General features: G+C 43.0%; 17 protein-coding genes. 16 read left to right on the top strand and 1 reads right to left on the bottom strand.

Annotated elements, in window-relative coordinates; all coding sequences use genetic code 11:
* Positions 1-139 precede the first annotated feature (139 nt).
* Positions 140-571 carry a hypothetical protein gene (locus tag OCV72_RS10955; RefSeq protein WP_055213988.1) on the top strand — a complete coding sequence of 144 codons (432 nt, stop codon included), beginning with the start codon at positions 140-142 and terminating at the stop codon, positions 569-571.
* 116 nt (positions 572-687) lie between these two features.
* Here OCV72_RS10955 and OCV72_RS10950 read toward each other — a convergent pair whose 3' ends face one another.
* Complete coding sequence (locus tag OCV72_RS10950; protein WP_055213989.1) at positions 688-2,043, bottom strand: peptide MFS transporter; 1,356 nt, start codon at positions 2,041-2,043, stop codon at positions 688-690.
* 390 nt (positions 2,044-2,433) lie between these two features.
* On the opposite strand from OCV72_RS10950, the gene OCV72_RS10945 reads away from it, so the two are divergent.
* The 15 genes from OCV72_RS10945 to rsxE all read left to right on the top strand — a co-directional run bounded on the left by OCV72_RS10945 (position 2,434) and on the right by rsxE (position 17,727).
* Entirely contained in the window at positions 2,434-3,045 is a 612-nt protein-coding gene (locus tag OCV72_RS10945; RefSeq protein WP_055213990.1) for a hypothetical protein, read from the top strand.
* Positions 3,046-3,279: 234 nt separating this feature from the next.
* A complete protein-coding gene (locus tag OCV72_RS10940; RefSeq protein WP_006427328.1) occupies positions 3,280-4,719 on the top strand; it encodes an acyl-CoA carboxylase subunit beta in 1,440 nt (479 codons plus the stop codon).
* Between the two features lie 56 nt (positions 4,720-4,775).
* Positions 4,776-5,519 (top strand): OadG family transporter subunit, encoded by a 744-nt coding sequence (locus OCV72_RS10935; protein WP_055214080.1) that lies wholly within the window; start codon positions 4,776-4,778, stop codon positions 5,517-5,519.
* 21 nt (positions 5,520-5,540) lie between these two features.
* Positions 5,541-5,915: a biotin/lipoyl-containing protein gene (locus OCV72_RS10930; RefSeq protein WP_006427330.1), complete on the top strand. Its 375-nt coding sequence runs from the start codon at positions 5,541-5,543 to the stop codon at positions 5,913-5,915.
* A 44-nt stretch (positions 5,916-5,959) separates the two neighbouring features.
* Positions 5,960-7,114 carry a sodium ion-translocating decarboxylase subunit beta gene (locus tag OCV72_RS10925; protein WP_006427331.1) on the top strand — a complete coding sequence of 385 codons (1,155 nt, stop codon included), beginning with the start codon at positions 5,960-5,962 and terminating at the stop codon, positions 7,112-7,114.
* Between the two features lie 26 nt (positions 7,115-7,140).
* Positions 7,141-8,556, top strand: coding sequence for an oxaloacetate decarboxylase subunit alpha (locus OCV72_RS10920; RefSeq protein WP_006427332.1), 1,416 nt, complete (start codon positions 7,141-7,143; stop codon positions 8,554-8,556).
* Positions 8,557-8,979: 423 nt separating this feature from the next.
* Positions 8,980-9,894 (top strand): MurR/RpiR family transcriptional regulator, encoded by a 915-nt coding sequence (locus tag OCV72_RS10915; RefSeq protein ID WP_055283826.1) that lies wholly within the window; start codon positions 8,980-8,982, stop codon positions 9,892-9,894.
* Positions 9,895-9,948: 54 nt separating this feature from the next.
* The gene (locus OCV72_RS10910; RefSeq protein ID WP_006427336.1) at positions 9,949-11,181 is read left to right on the top strand and encodes a BaiN/RdsA family NAD(P)/FAD-dependent oxidoreductase; all 1,233 of its coding nucleotides are present in this window, start codon (positions 9,949-9,951) and stop codon (positions 11,179-11,181) included.
* Between the two features lie 32 nt (positions 11,182-11,213).
* On the top strand, positions 11,214-11,870 hold the full coding sequence (gene cmk / locus OCV72_RS10905) for a (d)CMP kinase (protein ID WP_006427337.1): 657 nt from the start codon (positions 11,214-11,216) through the stop codon (positions 11,868-11,870).
* Positions 11,871-11,951: 81 nt separating this feature from the next.
* Positions 11,952-12,809, top strand: coding sequence for a 4-hydroxy-3-methylbut-2-enyl diphosphate reductase (gene ispH, locus OCV72_RS10900; protein ID WP_022415654.1), 858 nt, complete (start codon positions 11,952-11,954; stop codon positions 12,807-12,809).
* Positions 12,790-13,875, top strand: coding sequence for a 30S ribosomal protein S1 (rpsA, locus tag OCV72_RS10895; protein WP_055283824.1), 1,086 nt, complete (start codon positions 12,790-12,792; stop codon positions 13,873-13,875). The genes ispH and rpsA overlap by 20 nt, the downstream gene beginning before the upstream one ends.
* A gap of 232 nt (positions 13,876-14,107) precedes the next feature.
* The gene (rsxC, locus tag OCV72_RS10890) at positions 14,108-15,430 is read left to right on the top strand and encodes an electron transport complex subunit RsxC (RefSeq protein WP_006427340.1); all 1,323 of its coding nucleotides are present in this window, start codon (positions 14,108-14,110) and stop codon (positions 15,428-15,430) included.
* A gap of 48 nt (positions 15,431-15,478) precedes the next feature.
* Positions 15,479-16,408, top strand: a complete 930-nt coding sequence (locus tag OCV72_RS10885; protein ID WP_044919926.1) for an RnfABCDGE type electron transport complex subunit D — start codon at positions 15,479-15,481, stop codon at positions 16,406-16,408.
* A complete protein-coding gene (locus OCV72_RS10880) occupies positions 16,408-16,989 on the top strand; it encodes an RnfABCDGE type electron transport complex subunit G (protein ID WP_006427342.1) in 582 nt (193 codons plus the stop codon). Before OCV72_RS10885 ends, OCV72_RS10880 begins: the two co-directional genes overlap by 1 nt.
* Positions 16,990-17,007: 18 nt before the next feature.
* A complete protein-coding gene (gene rsxE / locus OCV72_RS10875) occupies positions 17,008-17,727 on the top strand; it encodes an electron transport complex subunit RsxE (protein ID WP_006427343.1) in 720 nt (239 codons plus the stop codon).
* Positions 17,728-17,737: the final 10 nt, after the last annotated feature.

The following is a 17,737-nucleotide window of genomic DNA, read 5'->3' as shown; positions in this document are numbered from 1 at the left end:
GCCGGAAGGTGCATCCCTTTTAAAAGTGCGTAAACGGAAAAATAAAAATATACATATAAAAAGATAGGAATCGAGATGGATTTCATGTATAATAAATAATAGACTTTACAGAAAACATGATTGGGAGGAAGAGATAGAAATGTTAAAGTACATATTGATGATCCTTGGCGGTGTGATTTTTATCGCAGGATACTACTTCATGCAGCAGAATGAAGGCAGGGGGAAGACGATGATGTTCTATTCGTTGTTTACTTATGCCGGACTGACACTGGTGATCCTTTCTGGGGCAAGAGTTCTAGATCCTTTCTTTGAAGGACTCGGAAAGAACGGGGAGATGATCCAGCTGGCAATAGAAGTTGCCTGCTTTGTAATTGGTGCGGAATTACTTCTGAAGCCTGCGTTCGAAGACCAGAAAGAAATCGGAACAAAGAAGAATATTACACCACGTGGATCCGGAGATTCATTCAGTGTGAAGGCAAATAAGAAAGAAAGCACGAAGAAGACGAAGAAAAATAATAATCAGATTAAAAGAAGTTACAGTACAGGGAATAAAAAGTATCGTAAAAAATAAAAGAATATGATAGATTGAGCCGGAGGGGACAACAAAAAAGCCGGAAAACCCGTCCCCATAAAAATAAGACTTGCTTATGCAAGTCTTATTTTTATGTACGGTATTTAATTCACGAATTATTTACCTTCAACCATCTTGTCGAACTTCTTAGTAAATGCTAACATGATAACTCCGCAGGCAACGATGATGATTGTAATAACACCATATGCTTTAATGAAGTCGAAGTTTTCGAGCCAGTTATAAAGTGGTCCATAAGCTTTACCAGCGAAGAAGATGACCAGTGGCCATACACCAAGCATAGTTCCAAGAAGTTTCTTTGGAGCATATTTGCTGATGAATGAGTTTCCAAGTGGTGAGAAGATAACTTCTCCGACTGACATACATACAGAAGCCAGGATGATTACCCAGATACCAACTGGTTTATCTGCACTCTGTCCGCAAAGAACTGCTGCAAGTACCATGGAAGCTGTACAAAGACCAAGTATGATAATACCGATAGCTGTCTTTGTGAACATTCCCCAGTCACCCTGTGGACGCTGTCTCATCTTAGCCCAGATTCCTGCGAATACAGGACAAAGGATGATACAAAGAAGTCCGTTCATTGAGTCAAACCATGCAGTAGGCATCTCGAAGGAACCAATGTTCCAGTTAGCCCATCCACGTCCTGCTTCTGATACTGGACCGAATTCATAGTAAACAGGCATGTAAGCCATGTACCAGATCAGCCAGAAAATACCAGAGAAGAGTGTTACGATGCAGATAGCAATCACACGGTTTTTCTCAAGTTTGGTAAGAGGTGCATTGTCTTTCTCTTTGTCGGCTTTGTCAACATTTTCTGTACGGTTGTCAACAAGGAATGGTTTCTTTCCGGCTTCGCCGAAGGACTTCATTCCAACGAACCACCATACGCAGTCGATGAACAGGAAGATTGCACAAACCAGGAACATAGTACGGTATCCAGCGCTCTTTCCAACAAGTGAAAGGAAAGTAGTTCCGCAGAAAGAACCGATGTTAACGAACATGTACTGTAAGTTGAATACAGTGTCGAGTTCGTCCTGATCAGCTAATGGGAAGAGACGTCCGTTGATACCAGATACGTTTCCTTTGAAGAAACCAGTTCCGATAGAAACGAGAATGATCATTGCCCATAACATTCCGACTCCGTTTGCTTTCCAGGCACACAGATATCCAAGACCCATCATGATCTCTCCAATTGGTACGAGGATACGAGGACTAATCCAGCGGTCAGCGATATATCCACCGATGATAGGTGTGATATAAGTGAACGCTACAAGGTTAGAACTCATTGCAGCACCTACGGATTGATCAAGTCCAAGACCACCGTTTACTGCTTTGGCTGCGATGAAAATCGCAAGCCCCCATTTAGCAGCGTAGTATGCAAGTCTTTCAAAAGAGAAAGTCAGACAGCACACATAGAAACCAAATGGAAATTTTTTCTTAGTGTTCTCCATGAGATTCACCCTCCAATATGAAATTTTTCTTTGGTTTTAATAATACGAGGAACCCCCCTTATGATTAAAACTCTCAACGCAGTTAATCTTATCACAAACTAGATTAAAGTACAACTAATTGTTTAAGAAAAAGTTAAGGTTTTTTATGCTTTGTTAGGAATATGTATGTTGAAATGTAATAAAACGACCATATATAGCCGGAAAATGTAAGCCAAAATCACTAAATGATAATAGAAATCAAAAATAAACAGGATCGCTTATGGAGAAACTACATAGATAGAATACATAGAAGAGTTTATAGATTATTTACAAATAATATAAAGGATATTCTTGAATAATCAACTATATAAGGATATAATAAGACACAGATTTTGTAAAGGGGAAAATGATATGGCAAATTATTACCGTGTGGCTTATAAGGAGTCAAAGAACACGCTGAAACAGATCTGTGAACTTTTCCGTGTGGACAGCAGTGATATTACGATTAAGTTTATAGTGACGGTGATGGGACCGCTTGTGTTCTATTTTATGTGCAAATATGGAAACCCGGGAGGCGGTACGCCGGGAGGAATGACTTTTTTTGTCATTAAGTATATTGTAGTCTGGGCACTGGCATTTGTTGCGGCAGTGATACTGAACAGAACAATCTGGAGAAAGGTGTTATCGACAACGGCGGTCGGGGATGCAGAAGAGCAGTTTGACAGACGATGCAGATTGAACGGTGGACCGGTGAGTTCCGAAATCCACTTTTTTGATGATCACTTTGACAGTGTAACTGCGAAAAAGACAAGATCATTTTCGTACAAAGATGTTACCAAGATCCTGGAGACGAAAGAGGCATTCGGTGTAGTTGTGAAGGCAGATCCCGAGACGGTCGGATCGGCAAGAGCGATGATCGGATTTCCAAAGACTGCACTGGAAGGAAACAATACGGACGAACTGGCAGAATTTCTTCTGGAAAGATGCAGGAATATGAAGAGAAAAAAAGTGAAGAAGTTTTAGAACAGAATGCTGCAGATGAAAAGGCTATGTGCGTACGGAAGAAGTACGGGGACACATGGCTTTTTTATATACAGGATTTATACGACTCGTCAAGTATTTAACAAAAAACAATATAAAGGTATTGCGCTAAAGTGTCAAAAACAGTATAATATAATTGGAAAAAATTTGGTTTTACTTTTGATACAAGAATCAGGAAAAACCCAATTTAAAATAATGAAAATGGAGGGCTAGACTATGGGCAACATGGCAGCAGACAATGCAGCAGGTAAGAGAATCAACAGTTTACTTGATGCGGGCAGTTTTGTTGAGATCGGTGGAGCTGTAACAGCAAGAACAACTGATTTTAACATGCAGGAAAAAGAAACTCCAGCAGACGGTGTTATCACCGGATATGGAGTGATCGATGGAAATCTGGTATACGTATACAGCCAGGACGCTACTGTTTTAAATGGTGCGATCGGTGAGATGCATGCAAAGAAGATTTCTAATATCTACGATATGGCAATGAAGATGGGAGCACCGGTCATCGGATTGGTTGACTGCGCCGGATTCAGACTGCAGGAAGCTACAGATGCTTTAGAGGCATTTGGAAAACTTTATCAGAAACAGTCAATGGCTTCCGGAGTGATCCCTCAGATCACAGCAATCTTCGGAACATGTGGAGGTGGACTTTCTATCGTACCTGCTCTGACAGATTTCACATTCATGGAGACAAAGAATGGTAAATTATTTACCAATACTCCAAATGCAATTCCGGGAAATGACATTTCTAAATGTGATACATCTTCCGCAAAATTCCAGAGTGAGACAACCGGTCTTGTAGACGGAATCGGATCTGAAGAAGAGATTCTTGCAGATATCCGTTCTCTCGTATGCATGTTACCGAGCAACAACGAAGAGGATTCTTCTTATGAAGAATGTAACGATGATCTGAACCGTGTATGTGCAGACCTTGCTAATGCAAAAGAAGACACAGCGATCGCTCTTACAATGATCTCTGATGACAACATCTTCTGCGAAGTGAAGAAAGCATATGCAAAAGATATGGTGGCAGGATTCATCAAACTGAATGGTATGACTGTAGGTGCAGTTGCAAACCGTTCAAAAGTATATAACGAAGAAGCTGAAGTGGAGGCTGAATTTGACGGCTCACTTTCTGCTGACGGAGCTGAAAAGGCTGCAGAATTCGTACAGTTCTGTGATGCATTCAACATCCCTGTACTGACACTTACAAATGTAAGCGGATTTACAGCAAGCGAATACGATGAGAAACGTATTGCAAAATCAGCAGCAAAACTTACTTATGCATTTGCAGATGCAACAGTACCGAAGGTAAATGTTGTAATCGGTAAAGCATTCGGAAGTGCGTATGTGACAATGAACAGCAAAGCAGTCGGAGCAGATATGGTATATGCATGGCCGGAAGCAGAGATTGGAATGATGGACGCAAACCAGGCAGCCAAGATCATGTATGCAGACGCTGATGCAGCAACAATCAGAGAAAAAGCAGCAGAATATAAGAATCTGCAGTCAAGCCCATTATCAGCAGCGAAAAGAGGATATGTGGATACAATCATCGAAGCAGCAGATACAAGAAAATATGTGATCGGCGCATTCGAGATGTTATTCACAAAAAGAGAGGATCGTCCGGTAAAGAAACACGGTACGGTTTAGAGAGGTGAGGCAAAGTGAAGAAAAAATTAAGCGTATTACTTTGTGTGCTTGTCGCAATGCTCTGCTTTACCGCTTGCGGAAGTAAGAAAGAAAATCTTCAGTATGATAAATCAACGATCACACAGGCAACAGATTTTCTGATCGAGTATTGCAACAGTGCAGATGCAGATACTATCGAACAGTGGAACAAGATGACAGATTTTCAGATCGAGTCCCAGCTGAACCAGGCGGGTGTTCCATTTACAAAAGATAGTTTCCTTGCAGCTCTGGATGCATGGCAGCAGGGAACAAAAGAGTGTGGGGAATATGTAAGCCACGGTGATTACAAATTCGAACCATCCTCTGATGAACTGAAAGTAACGACCAGTGCAAAATTCAAAGACCGTGATGCAGACATTACATTTGTTTTTGATGAGGACCTTTATCTGGACAGTACAACGATCGATGCACATTACAGCATCGGTGAGATCATGGAAAAAGCAGGACTGAATACAATCCTTGGAATGGGTACCGTATTCGTAATCCTGATCTTTATCTCAATTCTGATCTCCCTGTTCAAATACATTCCTGCACTTGAAGAAAAATTCAAGAACAAAGGAAAAGCAGAAAGCACACAGGAAGCAGCTCCGGCTCCGGCAGCAGTTGCAGCACCTGTAGTAGAAGAAGCATCGAATGATGATGAACTGGCAGCAGTTATTTCCGCAGCGATCGCTGCTTATGAAGCAGAAGCCGGTGGAAGCACAGACGGCTTCGTAGTAAGAAGCATCAAGCGTCGTCCATCAAATAAGTGGCACGCATAATTAATTAGGAGGATGAATTCAATGAAAAATTATACAATCACAGTGAATGGCAATGTATATGATGTAACAGTAGAAGAAAACGGAGCAGGTGCAGCACCAGTTGCAAGACCTGCAGCAGCACCGAAGGCAGCTCCTGCGGCAGCACCAGCAGCACCAAAGGCAGCACCTGCAGGTGGAGCAGGATCCATCGAAGTAAAAGCCGGAGCAGCCGGAAAAGTATTCAAGATCGAAGCAAATGTAGGTCAGGCTGTAAAGAAAGGTGATGCAGTTGTCATCATCGAGGCTATGAAGATGGAGATTCCAGTTGTAGCACCGGAAGACGGAACCGTTGCAAGCATTGATGTAGCAGTAGGCGATGCAATTGATTCAGGCGCTGTTCTTGCTACATTGAACTAACATCATTTATATGGTGTTTATCTAACACGACTGGAGGTTAAAAAATGGAATATATAACGACAACATTAGGAAACCTCGTGCATCAGACGGCGTTTTTCAGTCTTACATGGGGCAATGTAGTCATGATCGCGGTTGCATGTGTTTTCCTTTATCTTGCAATCAGACACGGATTCGAGCCTCTGCTTCTTGTTCCAATCGCATTCGGTATGTTACTGGTTAACATTTATCCGGACATCATGCTTCATGCAGAAGATGCGGCAAATGGAACAGGCGGACTGCTTTACTACTTCTATAAACTGGATGAGTGGTCAATCCTCCCTTCCCTGATCTTCATGGGTGTAGGAGCGATGACAGACTTCGGACCACTGATCGCTAACCCTAAGAGCTTCCTTCTTGGTGCCTCTGCTCAGTTCGGTATCTTTGCAGCATACCTTGGAGCGATGGCTATGGGATTCTCTGACAAAGCGGCAGCAGCGATCTCAATCATTGGTGGAGCTGATGGACCTACCTCTATCTTCCTTGCAGGTAAGTTACAGCAGACAGCTTTACTTGGACCAATCGCAGTAGCAGCATATTCTTATATGTCACTGGTACCGATTATCCAGCCACCGATCATGAAGCTTCTGACAACAGAAAAAGAACGTAAGATTAAGATGGAACAGTTAAGACCTGTTTCCAGGCTTGAGAAGATCTTATTCCCAATCATCGTTACGATCGTTGTGTGTGTAATTCTTCCTACAACAGCACCACTGGTTGGTATGTTAATGCTTGGTAACCTGTTCCGTGAGTCTGGAGTTGTAAGACAGTTAACAGAGACAGCTTCCAATGCAATGATGTACATCGTAGTTATCCTGCTTGGAACATCCGTAGGAGCAACAACAAGTGCTGAGGCATTCCTTAATATGGATACGATCAAGATCGTAATTCTTGGTTTGATCGCATTCGCATTCGGTACAGCAGCAGGTGTACTGTTCGGTAAACTGATGTGTGTTGCAACACATGGTAAGGTTAATCCACTGATTGGTTCTGCCGGTGTATCTGCAGTTCCAATGGCAGCCAGAGTATCACAGAAGGTCGGAGCTGAAGCAGACCCGACAAACTTCCTTCTGATGCATGCTATGGGACCAAACGTTGCGGGTGTTATCGGTACAGCCGTAGCTGCCGGAACATTTATGGCAATCTTTGGCGTAGGAATTTAAGCGATATATAATTAGGAGGAAAGAAAATGGCAGATATAGTAAAAAAACCTGTAGAGATTACAGAAACGATCCTGCGTGATGCGCATCAGTCTCTGATCGCAACCCGTATGACAACAGAGCAGATGCTCCCGATCGTTGATAAAATGGACAAGGTTGGGTATCATTCCGTAGAGTGCTGGGGTGGAGCTACATTCGATGCATCTCTTCGTTTCTTAAAAGAAGATCCATGGGAAAGACTTCGTAAATTCCGTGATGGATTCAAAAATACAAAACTTCAGATGTTATTCCGTGGACAGAACATCTTAGGATATCGTCCATACGCAGATGATGTGGTAGAATATTTCGTACAGAAATCTGCTGCCAACGGAATCGACATCATCCGTATCTTTGACTGCTTAAATGATCTTCGTAACCTGAAGACAGCAGTTAAGGCTGCAAACAAAGAAAAAGTAGAAGCTCAGATCGCATTATCTTATACTTTAGGTGATGCTTATACACTAGATTACTGGGTAGACATTGCCAAGAAGATTGAAGAGATGGGTGCAAACTCTATCTGTATCAAAGATATGGCTGGTCTTCTGACACCGTATAAGGCAACAGAGCTGATCGGAGCAATGAAAGAAGCTGTAGATCTTCCAATCCAGCTTCATACACACTACACATCAGGTGTTGCTTCTATGACTTACATGAAAGCAGTAGAGGCCGGTGTAGATGTCATTGATACCGCAATCTCACCATTCGCACTTGGAACATCTCAGCCTGCAACAGAAGTTATGGTTGAGACATTCAAGGGAACACCTTATGATACAGGATTAGACCAGAAACTTCTGGCAGAGATCGCTGACTATTTCCGTCCAATCCGTGACGAAGCTCTTGACAGCGGACTCTTAAATCCAAAGAACCTTGGTGTTAACATCAAGACTCTTCTGTATCAGGTACCAGGCGGAATGCTTTCTAACCTGACATCACAGTTAAAAGAGCAGGGTGCTGAAGACAAGTTCTACGATGTACTTGAGGAAGTGCCAAGAGTACGTAAAGACCTTGGAGAACCACCACTTGTAACACCTTCATCACAGATCGTTGGTACACAGGCTGTATTTAACGTACTGATGGGAGAACGTTACAAAGTTGCTACAAAAGAGACAAAAGACCTCTTAAGTGGAAAATACGGACAGACAGTAAAACCGATGAATCCAGACGTAATCAAGAAAGTACTTGGAGACGATCCTGAGATCATCACATGCCGTCCTGCAGACCTGATTCCGGACGAATTAGATACACTCCGCAAAGAATGCGAACAGTGGATCCAGCAGGATGAAGACGTACTGTCTTATGCTCTGTTCCCACAGGTTGCTGTTGAGTTCTTTAAGTATAGAGAGGCACAGCAGACGAAGGTGGATGCGACGGTAGCGGATACGGAGAATGGTAGTTATCCTGTATAGGTTTTAGCGGACGCCAAGTGTAGAAGTGCCTGGCTCAATGCGACTTCGGGGGCTTGCAATCCGTAGGCATAAAATGAGACTGTAAAATAAGAACCGAATACATTCGGACGAGAAATCCTGATGATTTCTCGCCTCGGGTATTCTTTCGGGATGTGCTTGTGGCACATCCCGAATCTTATTTTACGGTCTCATTTTCTACCAACGGCCTTGCAAAGCGCCCTGCGTATGCATTGAACCAGGCACTTCTACACTTGGCTGTTCACGAAAAATGCAGGGATAGTGGGAGGTATGTGCCGGGAGGGTGTTGGGGCTTCCGGCACACACCTATCCCGTAACCACCACCCTCCGACAATCCAACACCAATTGACTATTCCCCTACAAAGCTATATAATGAAAATATTGTTTGAAAAAGAGGTACATCGCATGAGCGCAAAGAATGAACTGCTGAAGATGATCGATGAAAGATATCACAAATTCAGCAAAGGACAGAAAAAACTGGCGGATTTTATCCGTGAGGATTATGATAAGGCAGCTTTTTTGACAGCTGCGAAGATGGGAGGAGAGGTCGGTGTCAGTGAATCGACGGTGGTGAGATTTGCGACGGCCCTTGGATATGACGGATATCCGGAATTTCAGAAAGCTCTGGGAGAACTGGTGAGGATGAAGCTGAATTCCATCCAGCGTATGGAAGTGACGTATGGACGGATCAGCCAGGGGGAGATTCTGACATCGGTTCTGCATTCGGATATTGAGAAGATCAAGCTTACGATGGAAGCAATTGATCATGAAGCATTTGAGATGGCGGTAGATACGATCCTGAAAGCAAAGAGGATCTATGTGATCGGGATACGAAGCTGTTCGCCACTTGCAAGTTTCTTGAGTTTTTATCTGAATCTGATCTGTGAGAATGTGACAGCGGTTAATACGAACAGTTCTAGTGAGATTTTTGAACAACTGATTCGTGTCAGCGAGGATGATGTGGTGATCGGGATCAGCTTTCCTAGATATTCGATGCGTACTTTGAAAGCACTGGAATTTGCAAGTAATAGAAAAGCAACAGTGATCACGTTGACGGACAGTGTACATTCTCCGATGACACTGTATTCTTCCTGCAATCTGATCGCAAGAAGTGATATGGCGTCAATCGTAGATTCGCTGGTAGCACCATTGAGTGTGATCAATGCGCTGGTGGTAGCTCTTTGTATGAAGAAACAGAAAGAGGTTATCACAACACTTGAGACATTGGAGCAGATCTGGGATGAGTATCAGGTGTATAGCAAAGATGAATTGAATATGGTGGACGACAGAGTCGAACTTTCCAGAAATGAGAAAGAGTAGAACCGGCAGAAAAGAATATGAAGAAAAAGACAAATAGAAAAGGACAAATAGAAGATGAGTAAAGTAGTTGTCATCGGAGGCGGTGCGGCAGGAATGTTTGCCTCTATTGCAGCGGCCGGGTGTGGACATCAGGTCGTGGTATATGAAAAGAATGAAAAGCTTGGAAAGAAACTTTATATCACGGGAAAAGGCAGATGCAATATTACCAATGCCTGTGATATGGAAGGCCTGTTCGATGCGGTCAGAACAAATGCAAAGTTTTTATACAGTAGTTTTTATGGATACACGAATCAGCAGGTGATTGATTTCTTTGAACGAATCGGTGTGCCGACAAAGATTGAGCGCGGCGACCGTGTGTTCCCGGTGTCGGATCATTCTTCGGACGTGATCCGCGGGCTGGAGCGGGAGATGGACCGCCTGGGTGTGAAAGTACATCTGCGGACAGCTGTGAAAAAGGTTGTCGCAAAAGACGGACATTTTGAAAAAATCATACTTGGAGATCAGAGACAGATTCATGCGGATGCCTGTATCGTTGCAACAGGAGGGTTGTCTTATCAGTCAACAGGATCAACCGGAGATGGATTCCGGTTTGCAGAAAGTCTAGGACATACGGTGACGGATTGTATGCCTGCGCTTGTGCCGATGGAATGTAAAGAAGAGTGGGTGCCTGAATTGCAGGGACTTTCACTTCGAAATGTTAATGTAACGATTCTTGACGGCAAGAAAAAGCTGTATGATGATTTTGGAGAAATGTTATTCACGCATTACGGTGTGAGTGGACCGCTGATCCTAAGTGCCAGCAGTTATGTGGGAAAGAAATTGAAGGCAAAAGAACTGACACTTAAGATTGATCTGAAACCAGCTCTTTCGGAAGAACAGCTTGATCACAGAGTGCTCCGGGAATTTGAAGAGAATCAGAACCGACAGTTTAAGAACGCGGTGCACAAGCTGTTCCCGTCGAAACTGATCCCGGTTATGATTGAACTGAGCGGGATTGATCCCGAGAAGAAGGTCAATGTGATCACGAAAGAAGAACGTCTTGGATTTGTAAGACTGATCAAGGGCCTGACGTGTACATTGACAGATTTAAGAGATTATAACGAGGCAATCATAACTAAAGGTGGAATTAAAATCAAAGAAGTTGATCCTGGAACGATGGAATCCAAACTGGTGAAGGGATTACATTTTGCAGGAGAGGTACTGGATCTGGATGCGGTAACAGGTGGATTCAACCTTCAGATCGCGTGGTCTACGGCATATGCGGCCGGAACGGGGATCCAGATATAGAGTGATAAAAATAGAAATAAGGAGAACGTATCATGGGATATAACGTAGCAATAGATGGACCGGCAGGAGCCGGAAAAAGCACGATCGCAAAACTTGTAGCAAAAGAAAAGGGATACATTTATGTAGACACAGGGGCAATGTACAGAGGCCTTGCAATTCATTTCCTGAATAAGGGCATTGAACCGGGAGAGACGGATAAAGTGATCGAAGCATGTAAAGATGCAGAAGTAACAATCGCCTATGAAGATGGTGTGCAGCATGTATACCTGAATGGTAATGATATTTCATCACGTCTGAGAAATGAAGAAGTGGGGAACATGGCATCTGTAACATCTGCAATTCCGGAAGTGCGTAAGAAGTTACTGGAACTGCAGCAGAACCTGGCGAAGACACAGGATGTAATTATGGACGGAAGAGATATCGGTACATGTGTCCTGCCGGGCGCAGACGTAAAGATCTATCTGACCGCCAGTGTAGAGACCAGGGCGAAGAGACGGTATGACGAACTTAAGGAAAAAGGCGAGGACTGCAATCTGGAAGAAATCGCACACGACATCGAAGAACGTGATCACAGAGATATGACCCGTGAGATCGCACCGTTAAAGCAGGCAGAGGATGCAGTGCTGGTAGACAGCTCACACATGACGATCGAAGAAGTGGTAAAAGCAATCGTAGATTTGTGCAAATAGACAATCCGGCACAAAGCGGCAGACGAAGATAATGGTAATATATTTGAAAAAGAGCTGTGGTACAGAAAGGAATTACACTATATGAATGTTGAACTGGCAAAAACAGCAGGATTTTGCTTTGGAGTAAAGCGTGCAGTAGATACAGTGTATAAACAGATAGAAAAACATCAAAGTGAAAAGATATTCACTTATGGACCGATCATCCATAATGAAGAAGTGATCAAAGATCTGAGAAGCCATGGAGTAGAAGTCCTGAATGATGAAGAAGAATTGAAAACAGTGGATGCGGATGTGGTTGTGATCCGGTCTCATGGTGTAGCAAAATACATTTATGATATCATGGATGAACGCGGGATTACATGTGTAGATGCGACTTGTCCTTTTGTGAAGAAAATTCATAAGATTGTTGCAGAAGAAAGTGCCAAAGGATCGTACATTGTGATCATCGGAAATGGCGAACATCCGGAGGTAGAAGGTATCCGCGGATGGGCAGGAGAACAGGTGACTGTGATACAGACTCCGGAAGATGCAGAAAGATTTGAATTACCTGAAAAAGAACAGAAAGTATGTATCGTGGCCCAGACGACATTTAACTACAATAAATTCAAAGAATTAGTTGAAATTATTTCAAAAAAGAGGTATGATATAGTTGTTTTAAATACGATTTGCAATGCGACGAAAGAAAGGCAGACTGAGGCTCGTCAAATTGCAGCGAGAGTAGATGCTATGGTTGTGATAGGTGATAAGCGTAGTTCGAATACTCAGAAGCTATTTGAAATCTGCAAAGAGGAATGTTTGAATACGTACTATATACAGACACTTGACGATTTGGATATTAATCAATTAAGGTCCGTGGAATCAGTAGGTATTACAGCAGGGGCATCCACGCCCAATAAAATAATTGAGGAGGTTCAAAATAATGTCAGAATTAACTTTTGAACAAATGTTGGAAGAGTCTTTTAAGACAATAAGAAATGGAGAGGTTGTAGATGGTACAGTCATCGACGTTAAACCTGATGAAATCATCTTGAATATAGGCTACAAAGCAGACGGTATCATTACAAGAAATGAGTATACTAACGAAACAAACGTTGATCTTACAACAGTTGTATCCGTTGGTGATAAGATGAGCGCAAAAGTCCTGAAAGTAAATGACGGAGAAGGACAGGTTCTGCTGACATATAAGAGACTTGCAGCAGAAAAAGGCAATGAAAGATTAAAAGAAGCATTCGAGAATCATGAAGTATTAAAAGCTCCTGTAACTCAGATTCTTGGCGGCGGATTAAGCGTAGTAGTTGATGAAGCAAGAGTATTCATTCCTGCAAGCCTTGTTTCTGACACATATGAAAAAGACCTGAGCAAATATCAGGGACAGGAAATTGAATTCGTAATCAGCGAGTTTAATCCTAGAAGAAATCGTGTGATCGGTGACAGAAGACAGCTTCTTGTTGCTGAACGTGCTGAAAAACAGAAAGAACTGTTTGCTAAGATTAACGTAGGTGACAGAATGGAAGGAACTGTAAAGAACGTTACAGATTTCGGAGCATTCATCGACCTTGGCGGAGTAGACGGACTTCTTCATATCTCTGAGATGTCTTGGGGACGTGTTGAGAATCCTAAGAAGGTCTTCCAGGTTGGAGATAAAGTAGAAGTGATGATCAAAGATATCCACGATACAAAGATCGCACTCAGCCTGAAATTCCCAGAGACAAATCCATGGGCTAATGCAGCAGAGGATTATGCAGTCGGAACAGTAATTACAGGTAAGGTTGCAAGAATGACAGACTTCGGAGCATTTGTTGAACTGGCTCCAGGAGTAGATGCATTACTTCATGTTTCTCAGATTTCAAGAGCACATGTTGATAAACCGTCTGATGTACTTTCAGTTGGACAGGAAATCACAGCTAAGATCGTTGATCTGAATGAAGCTGAGAAGAAGATCAGCCTGAGCATGAAAGCTTTAGAACAGCCGGAAGAAGCTGCAGAAGAGACAGACGCTGAGTAATATCAAATCAGATATACAGACAGGAAAGGATAGAGGAAAGCCTCTATCCTTTCTATGCCTGAGGATAGAAGGGAACCTGCCATTGGCAGGTTTTCTGTGCGTATGTGCATTTGTTAAAAATGCAACAAGATGTTCATGAAAATATACAATGAAATTAGTCACTTTCTATAGAAATTTGTCTATATTTCCTGTATATTATATAAAGAGTAAATAGGAAGGAAGGAAAAAAAGGATGGCATTGTTAACATTTAAGGGTGGTATTCACCCGGATGACGGCAAGAGCCTGGCTAAAGATAAGGCAATTGTCGATGTAAAACCTAAGGGCGATCTGGTGTACCCTGTATCACAGCATATCGGTGCTCCGGCAAATCCTGTGGTAGCCGTTGGCGATCATGTTTTAAAAGGCCAGATGATAGCAGAAGCGGGAGGATTCGTATCTGCTCCGATTTATGCATCTGTATCTGGAACTGTAAAAGCAATCGCACCACATCTGAATCCGACAGGAGGAAGAGTGAACAGTATCGTGATCGAAAATGATGGCGAATACAAAGAAGTGGAATATCCAGCTGTAACTCCGTTAGAAGACATGAGCAAGGAAGATATCCTGAATGCGATTGGAACAGCGGGAGTAGTAGGTATGGGTGGTGCCGGTTTCCCTACGAGAGTAAAACTTTCACCAAAGGAACCGGAAAAGATTGATTACATCATTGCAAACTGTGCGGAATGTGAGCCATATATCACAGCTGACTACAGAACAATGATCGAGACTCCGGAAAAGCTGGTTGGAGGAATGAAGATTATCCTCCGTCTGTTCGACAACGCGAAAGGAATCTTTGGTGTAGAGGACAACAAACCAGACTGTATCGAAAAATTAAGAGAACTGACAAAAGATGAACCTCGTATGGAAGTTCTGGCACTGAAGACCAAGTATCCTCAGGGGGGTGAGCGTCAGCTTATTTACGCTACAACAGGGCGCGCAATTAATTCCGCAATGCTTCCGGCAGACGCAGGATGTGTTGTAGATAATGTGGCAACAATGGTAAGCGTATACCAGGCTGTTGTAGAAGGAAAGCCTTCAATGGAACGTGTTGTAACAGTAAGTGGGGACGCTGTTGCAGAGCCAGGCAATTTCAGAGTACCATTTGGCATCAATCAGCAGGAGCTTGTAGAGGCAGCAGGAGGATTTAAAACAGAGCCTGAGAAACTGATCTCCGGCGGACCGATGATGGGATTCTCTATGTTCTCATTAGATGTACCTGTAACAAAGACTTCTTCATCTATTCTTGGATTTACCAAAGATGAAGTGGCTAAGATGGAACCATCTGCATGTATCAACTGTGGACGCTGTGTAGAAGCCTGTCCAAGCCGCCTGATCCCATCGAGACTGGCGGATTATGCAGAACATCATGACGAAGAGAAGTTTACAAAACACGAAGGACTCGAATGTATGGAATGTGGTTCCTGCAGTTTCGTATGTCCGGCAAAACGTCCGCTGAAACAGGCAATCGGATCTATGAGAAAGATTGCATTGGCGAACCGTAGAAAGAAAAAATAAACTAGAAAGAAGAAGAGGTGAACAAAAGTGAGTGAGAACAATTTGAAAATGTCATCTTCACCACATATTCGTTCCAAAGCGACTACCAGCAATATTATGCTTCTGGTAGCCATCGCACTTTTGCCGGCGTCTGCATTTGGTGTATGGAACTTTGGACTGCCGGCATTCGGAATGCTGGTTACAACAACAGTTGTAGCAGTACTGACGGAGTACATATATGAAAAATTAATGCATAAAAAGATTACGATCAACGACTGGAGTGCAGCTGTAACAGGTCTGTTACTTGGTCTGAATATGCCGCCTACAGCACCATGGTGGATGGGTGCGATCGGTAGTGTGTTCGCAATCCTGATCGTAAAACAGTTATTCGGAGGTCTGGGACAGAACTTCATGAACCCTGCCCTCGGAGCAAGATGTTTCCTTCTGCTTTCATTTACAAGCCAGATGACAAGCTTTGTATATGATGGTGTGACAGGAGCTACACCACTTGCACAGTTAAAAGCTGGTAACGCAGTAAATACAATGGATATGCTGATTGGTAAGATTCCTGGAACCATCGGTGAGACATCTGTAATCGCTATCGTGATCGGAGCCATCTTCCTGATCCTGATGGGTGTGATCGATATTCGTATTCCTGGAACATATATTGTTACATTTGTGATCTTTATCGGAATCTTCGGACATATTGCAAATCCGGATGTCGGATTCTTTGATCCACAGTACATCACAGCACATCTCTGCGGAGGCGGACTGATGCTTGGTGCATGGTTCATGGCAACTGATTATGTAACATCTCCGATCACACCGAAAGGACAGTATGTATACGGTATTATCCTTGGCGTGTTAACAGGTCTGTTCCGTCTGTTTGGCGGTTCCGCAGAAGGAGTTTCTTATGCGATCATCATCAGTAACCTTCTGGTGCCATTGATCGAAAGAGTTACTCTTCCAAAACCATTCGGTAAAGGAGGAGAAAAATAATGAATAAGATTGTTAAGAATACACTGATCCTTACATTGATTACTGTAATTGCCGGATTCTTACTCGGAGCTGTATATGAGATCACAAAAGATCCGATTGCCCAGTCTCAGGAAAAGACAAAGAAAGAAGCATGGCAGGCGGTATTTTCAGATGTGAAGCTTGATGATTTTAAAGCAGAAGATGTAGATCAGAAAGCAGCAAGTAAGGCTGTAAAAGATATGGGTACAAATGCAACAGTTGATGAAGTCTGTACAGCTGGTGATGAAGGATATGTCATCACAACAACAGATAAAGACGGATTCGGCGGCAATATCCAGATCACAGTTGGTATTAAGAAAGACGGAACCATCAATGGTGTGTCTATCCTTTCTATCAGTGAGACAGCAGGACTTGGTATGAAAGCTACAGAGCCTTCATTCTATAATCAGTATGTGAATAAAAAAGCTGATAAATTCGTAGTTTCCAAAGACGGTGGCGACGGAGAACAGATTGATGCCTTAAGTGGTGCAACCATTACTTCAAGAGCTGTAACAGGAGCTGTCAATACAGCACTCGGATATTATCAGAATGCATTTAAGTAAATTAGGAGGTAGTATATCATGAATAAATGTACTGAAAGAGTATATAACGGTCTGATCAAAGAAAATCCTACCTTCGTTCTGATGTTAGGAATGTGTCCGACCCTGGCGGTAACAACATCCGCAATTAACGGTTTGGGTATGGGACTGTCTACTACAGTCGTACTTGTACTGTCAAATATGTTGATTTCCATGTTACGTAAAGTGATTCCGGATTCAGTCAGAATGCCGGCGTTCATCGTAGTCGTAGCATCTTTCGTAACAATTGTACAGTTCCTTTTAGAGGGATTCGTTCCAAGTCTGTATGATTCACTTGGACTTTACATCCCACTGATCGTTGTTAACTGTATCATCCTTGGACGTGCAGAAAGTTATGCATCTAAGAACCCGGTACTTCCATCTATCTTCGATGGTATTGGTATGGGACTTGGATTTACATTTGGTCTTACCTGTATCGCGATCGTTCGTGAGTTTATCGGAACCGGAGCTATCTTCGGTGTTCAGATTCTTCCACTTGCAGACGCAGCAGCAGGAAAAGGCGGATATGTACCAGTAACAATCTTCATCCTGCCTGCAGGAGCTTTCCTTGTTCTTGCATTCTTAGTTGCAGGTATGAACAAGCTTAAGAAACGCGCAGCACAGAAAGGCAAGAAGATTGCCGAGCCACAGGGATGCGGTACAGACTGTGCATCATGCGGCGGATGCGGAAGCAAAGTATTCCCAACAGGGAATGAAGAGTAGGAGGAGTACA

This window comes from Dorea amylophila (assembly GCF_025567265.1).
Classification (GTDB): domain Bacteria; phylum Bacillota; class Clostridia; order Lachnospirales; family Lachnospiraceae; genus Dorea_A; species Dorea_A amylophila.
The sequence above is the reverse complement of the archived record's forward strand: the minus strand, read 5'-3'. Positions and strand labels throughout refer to the sequence as shown.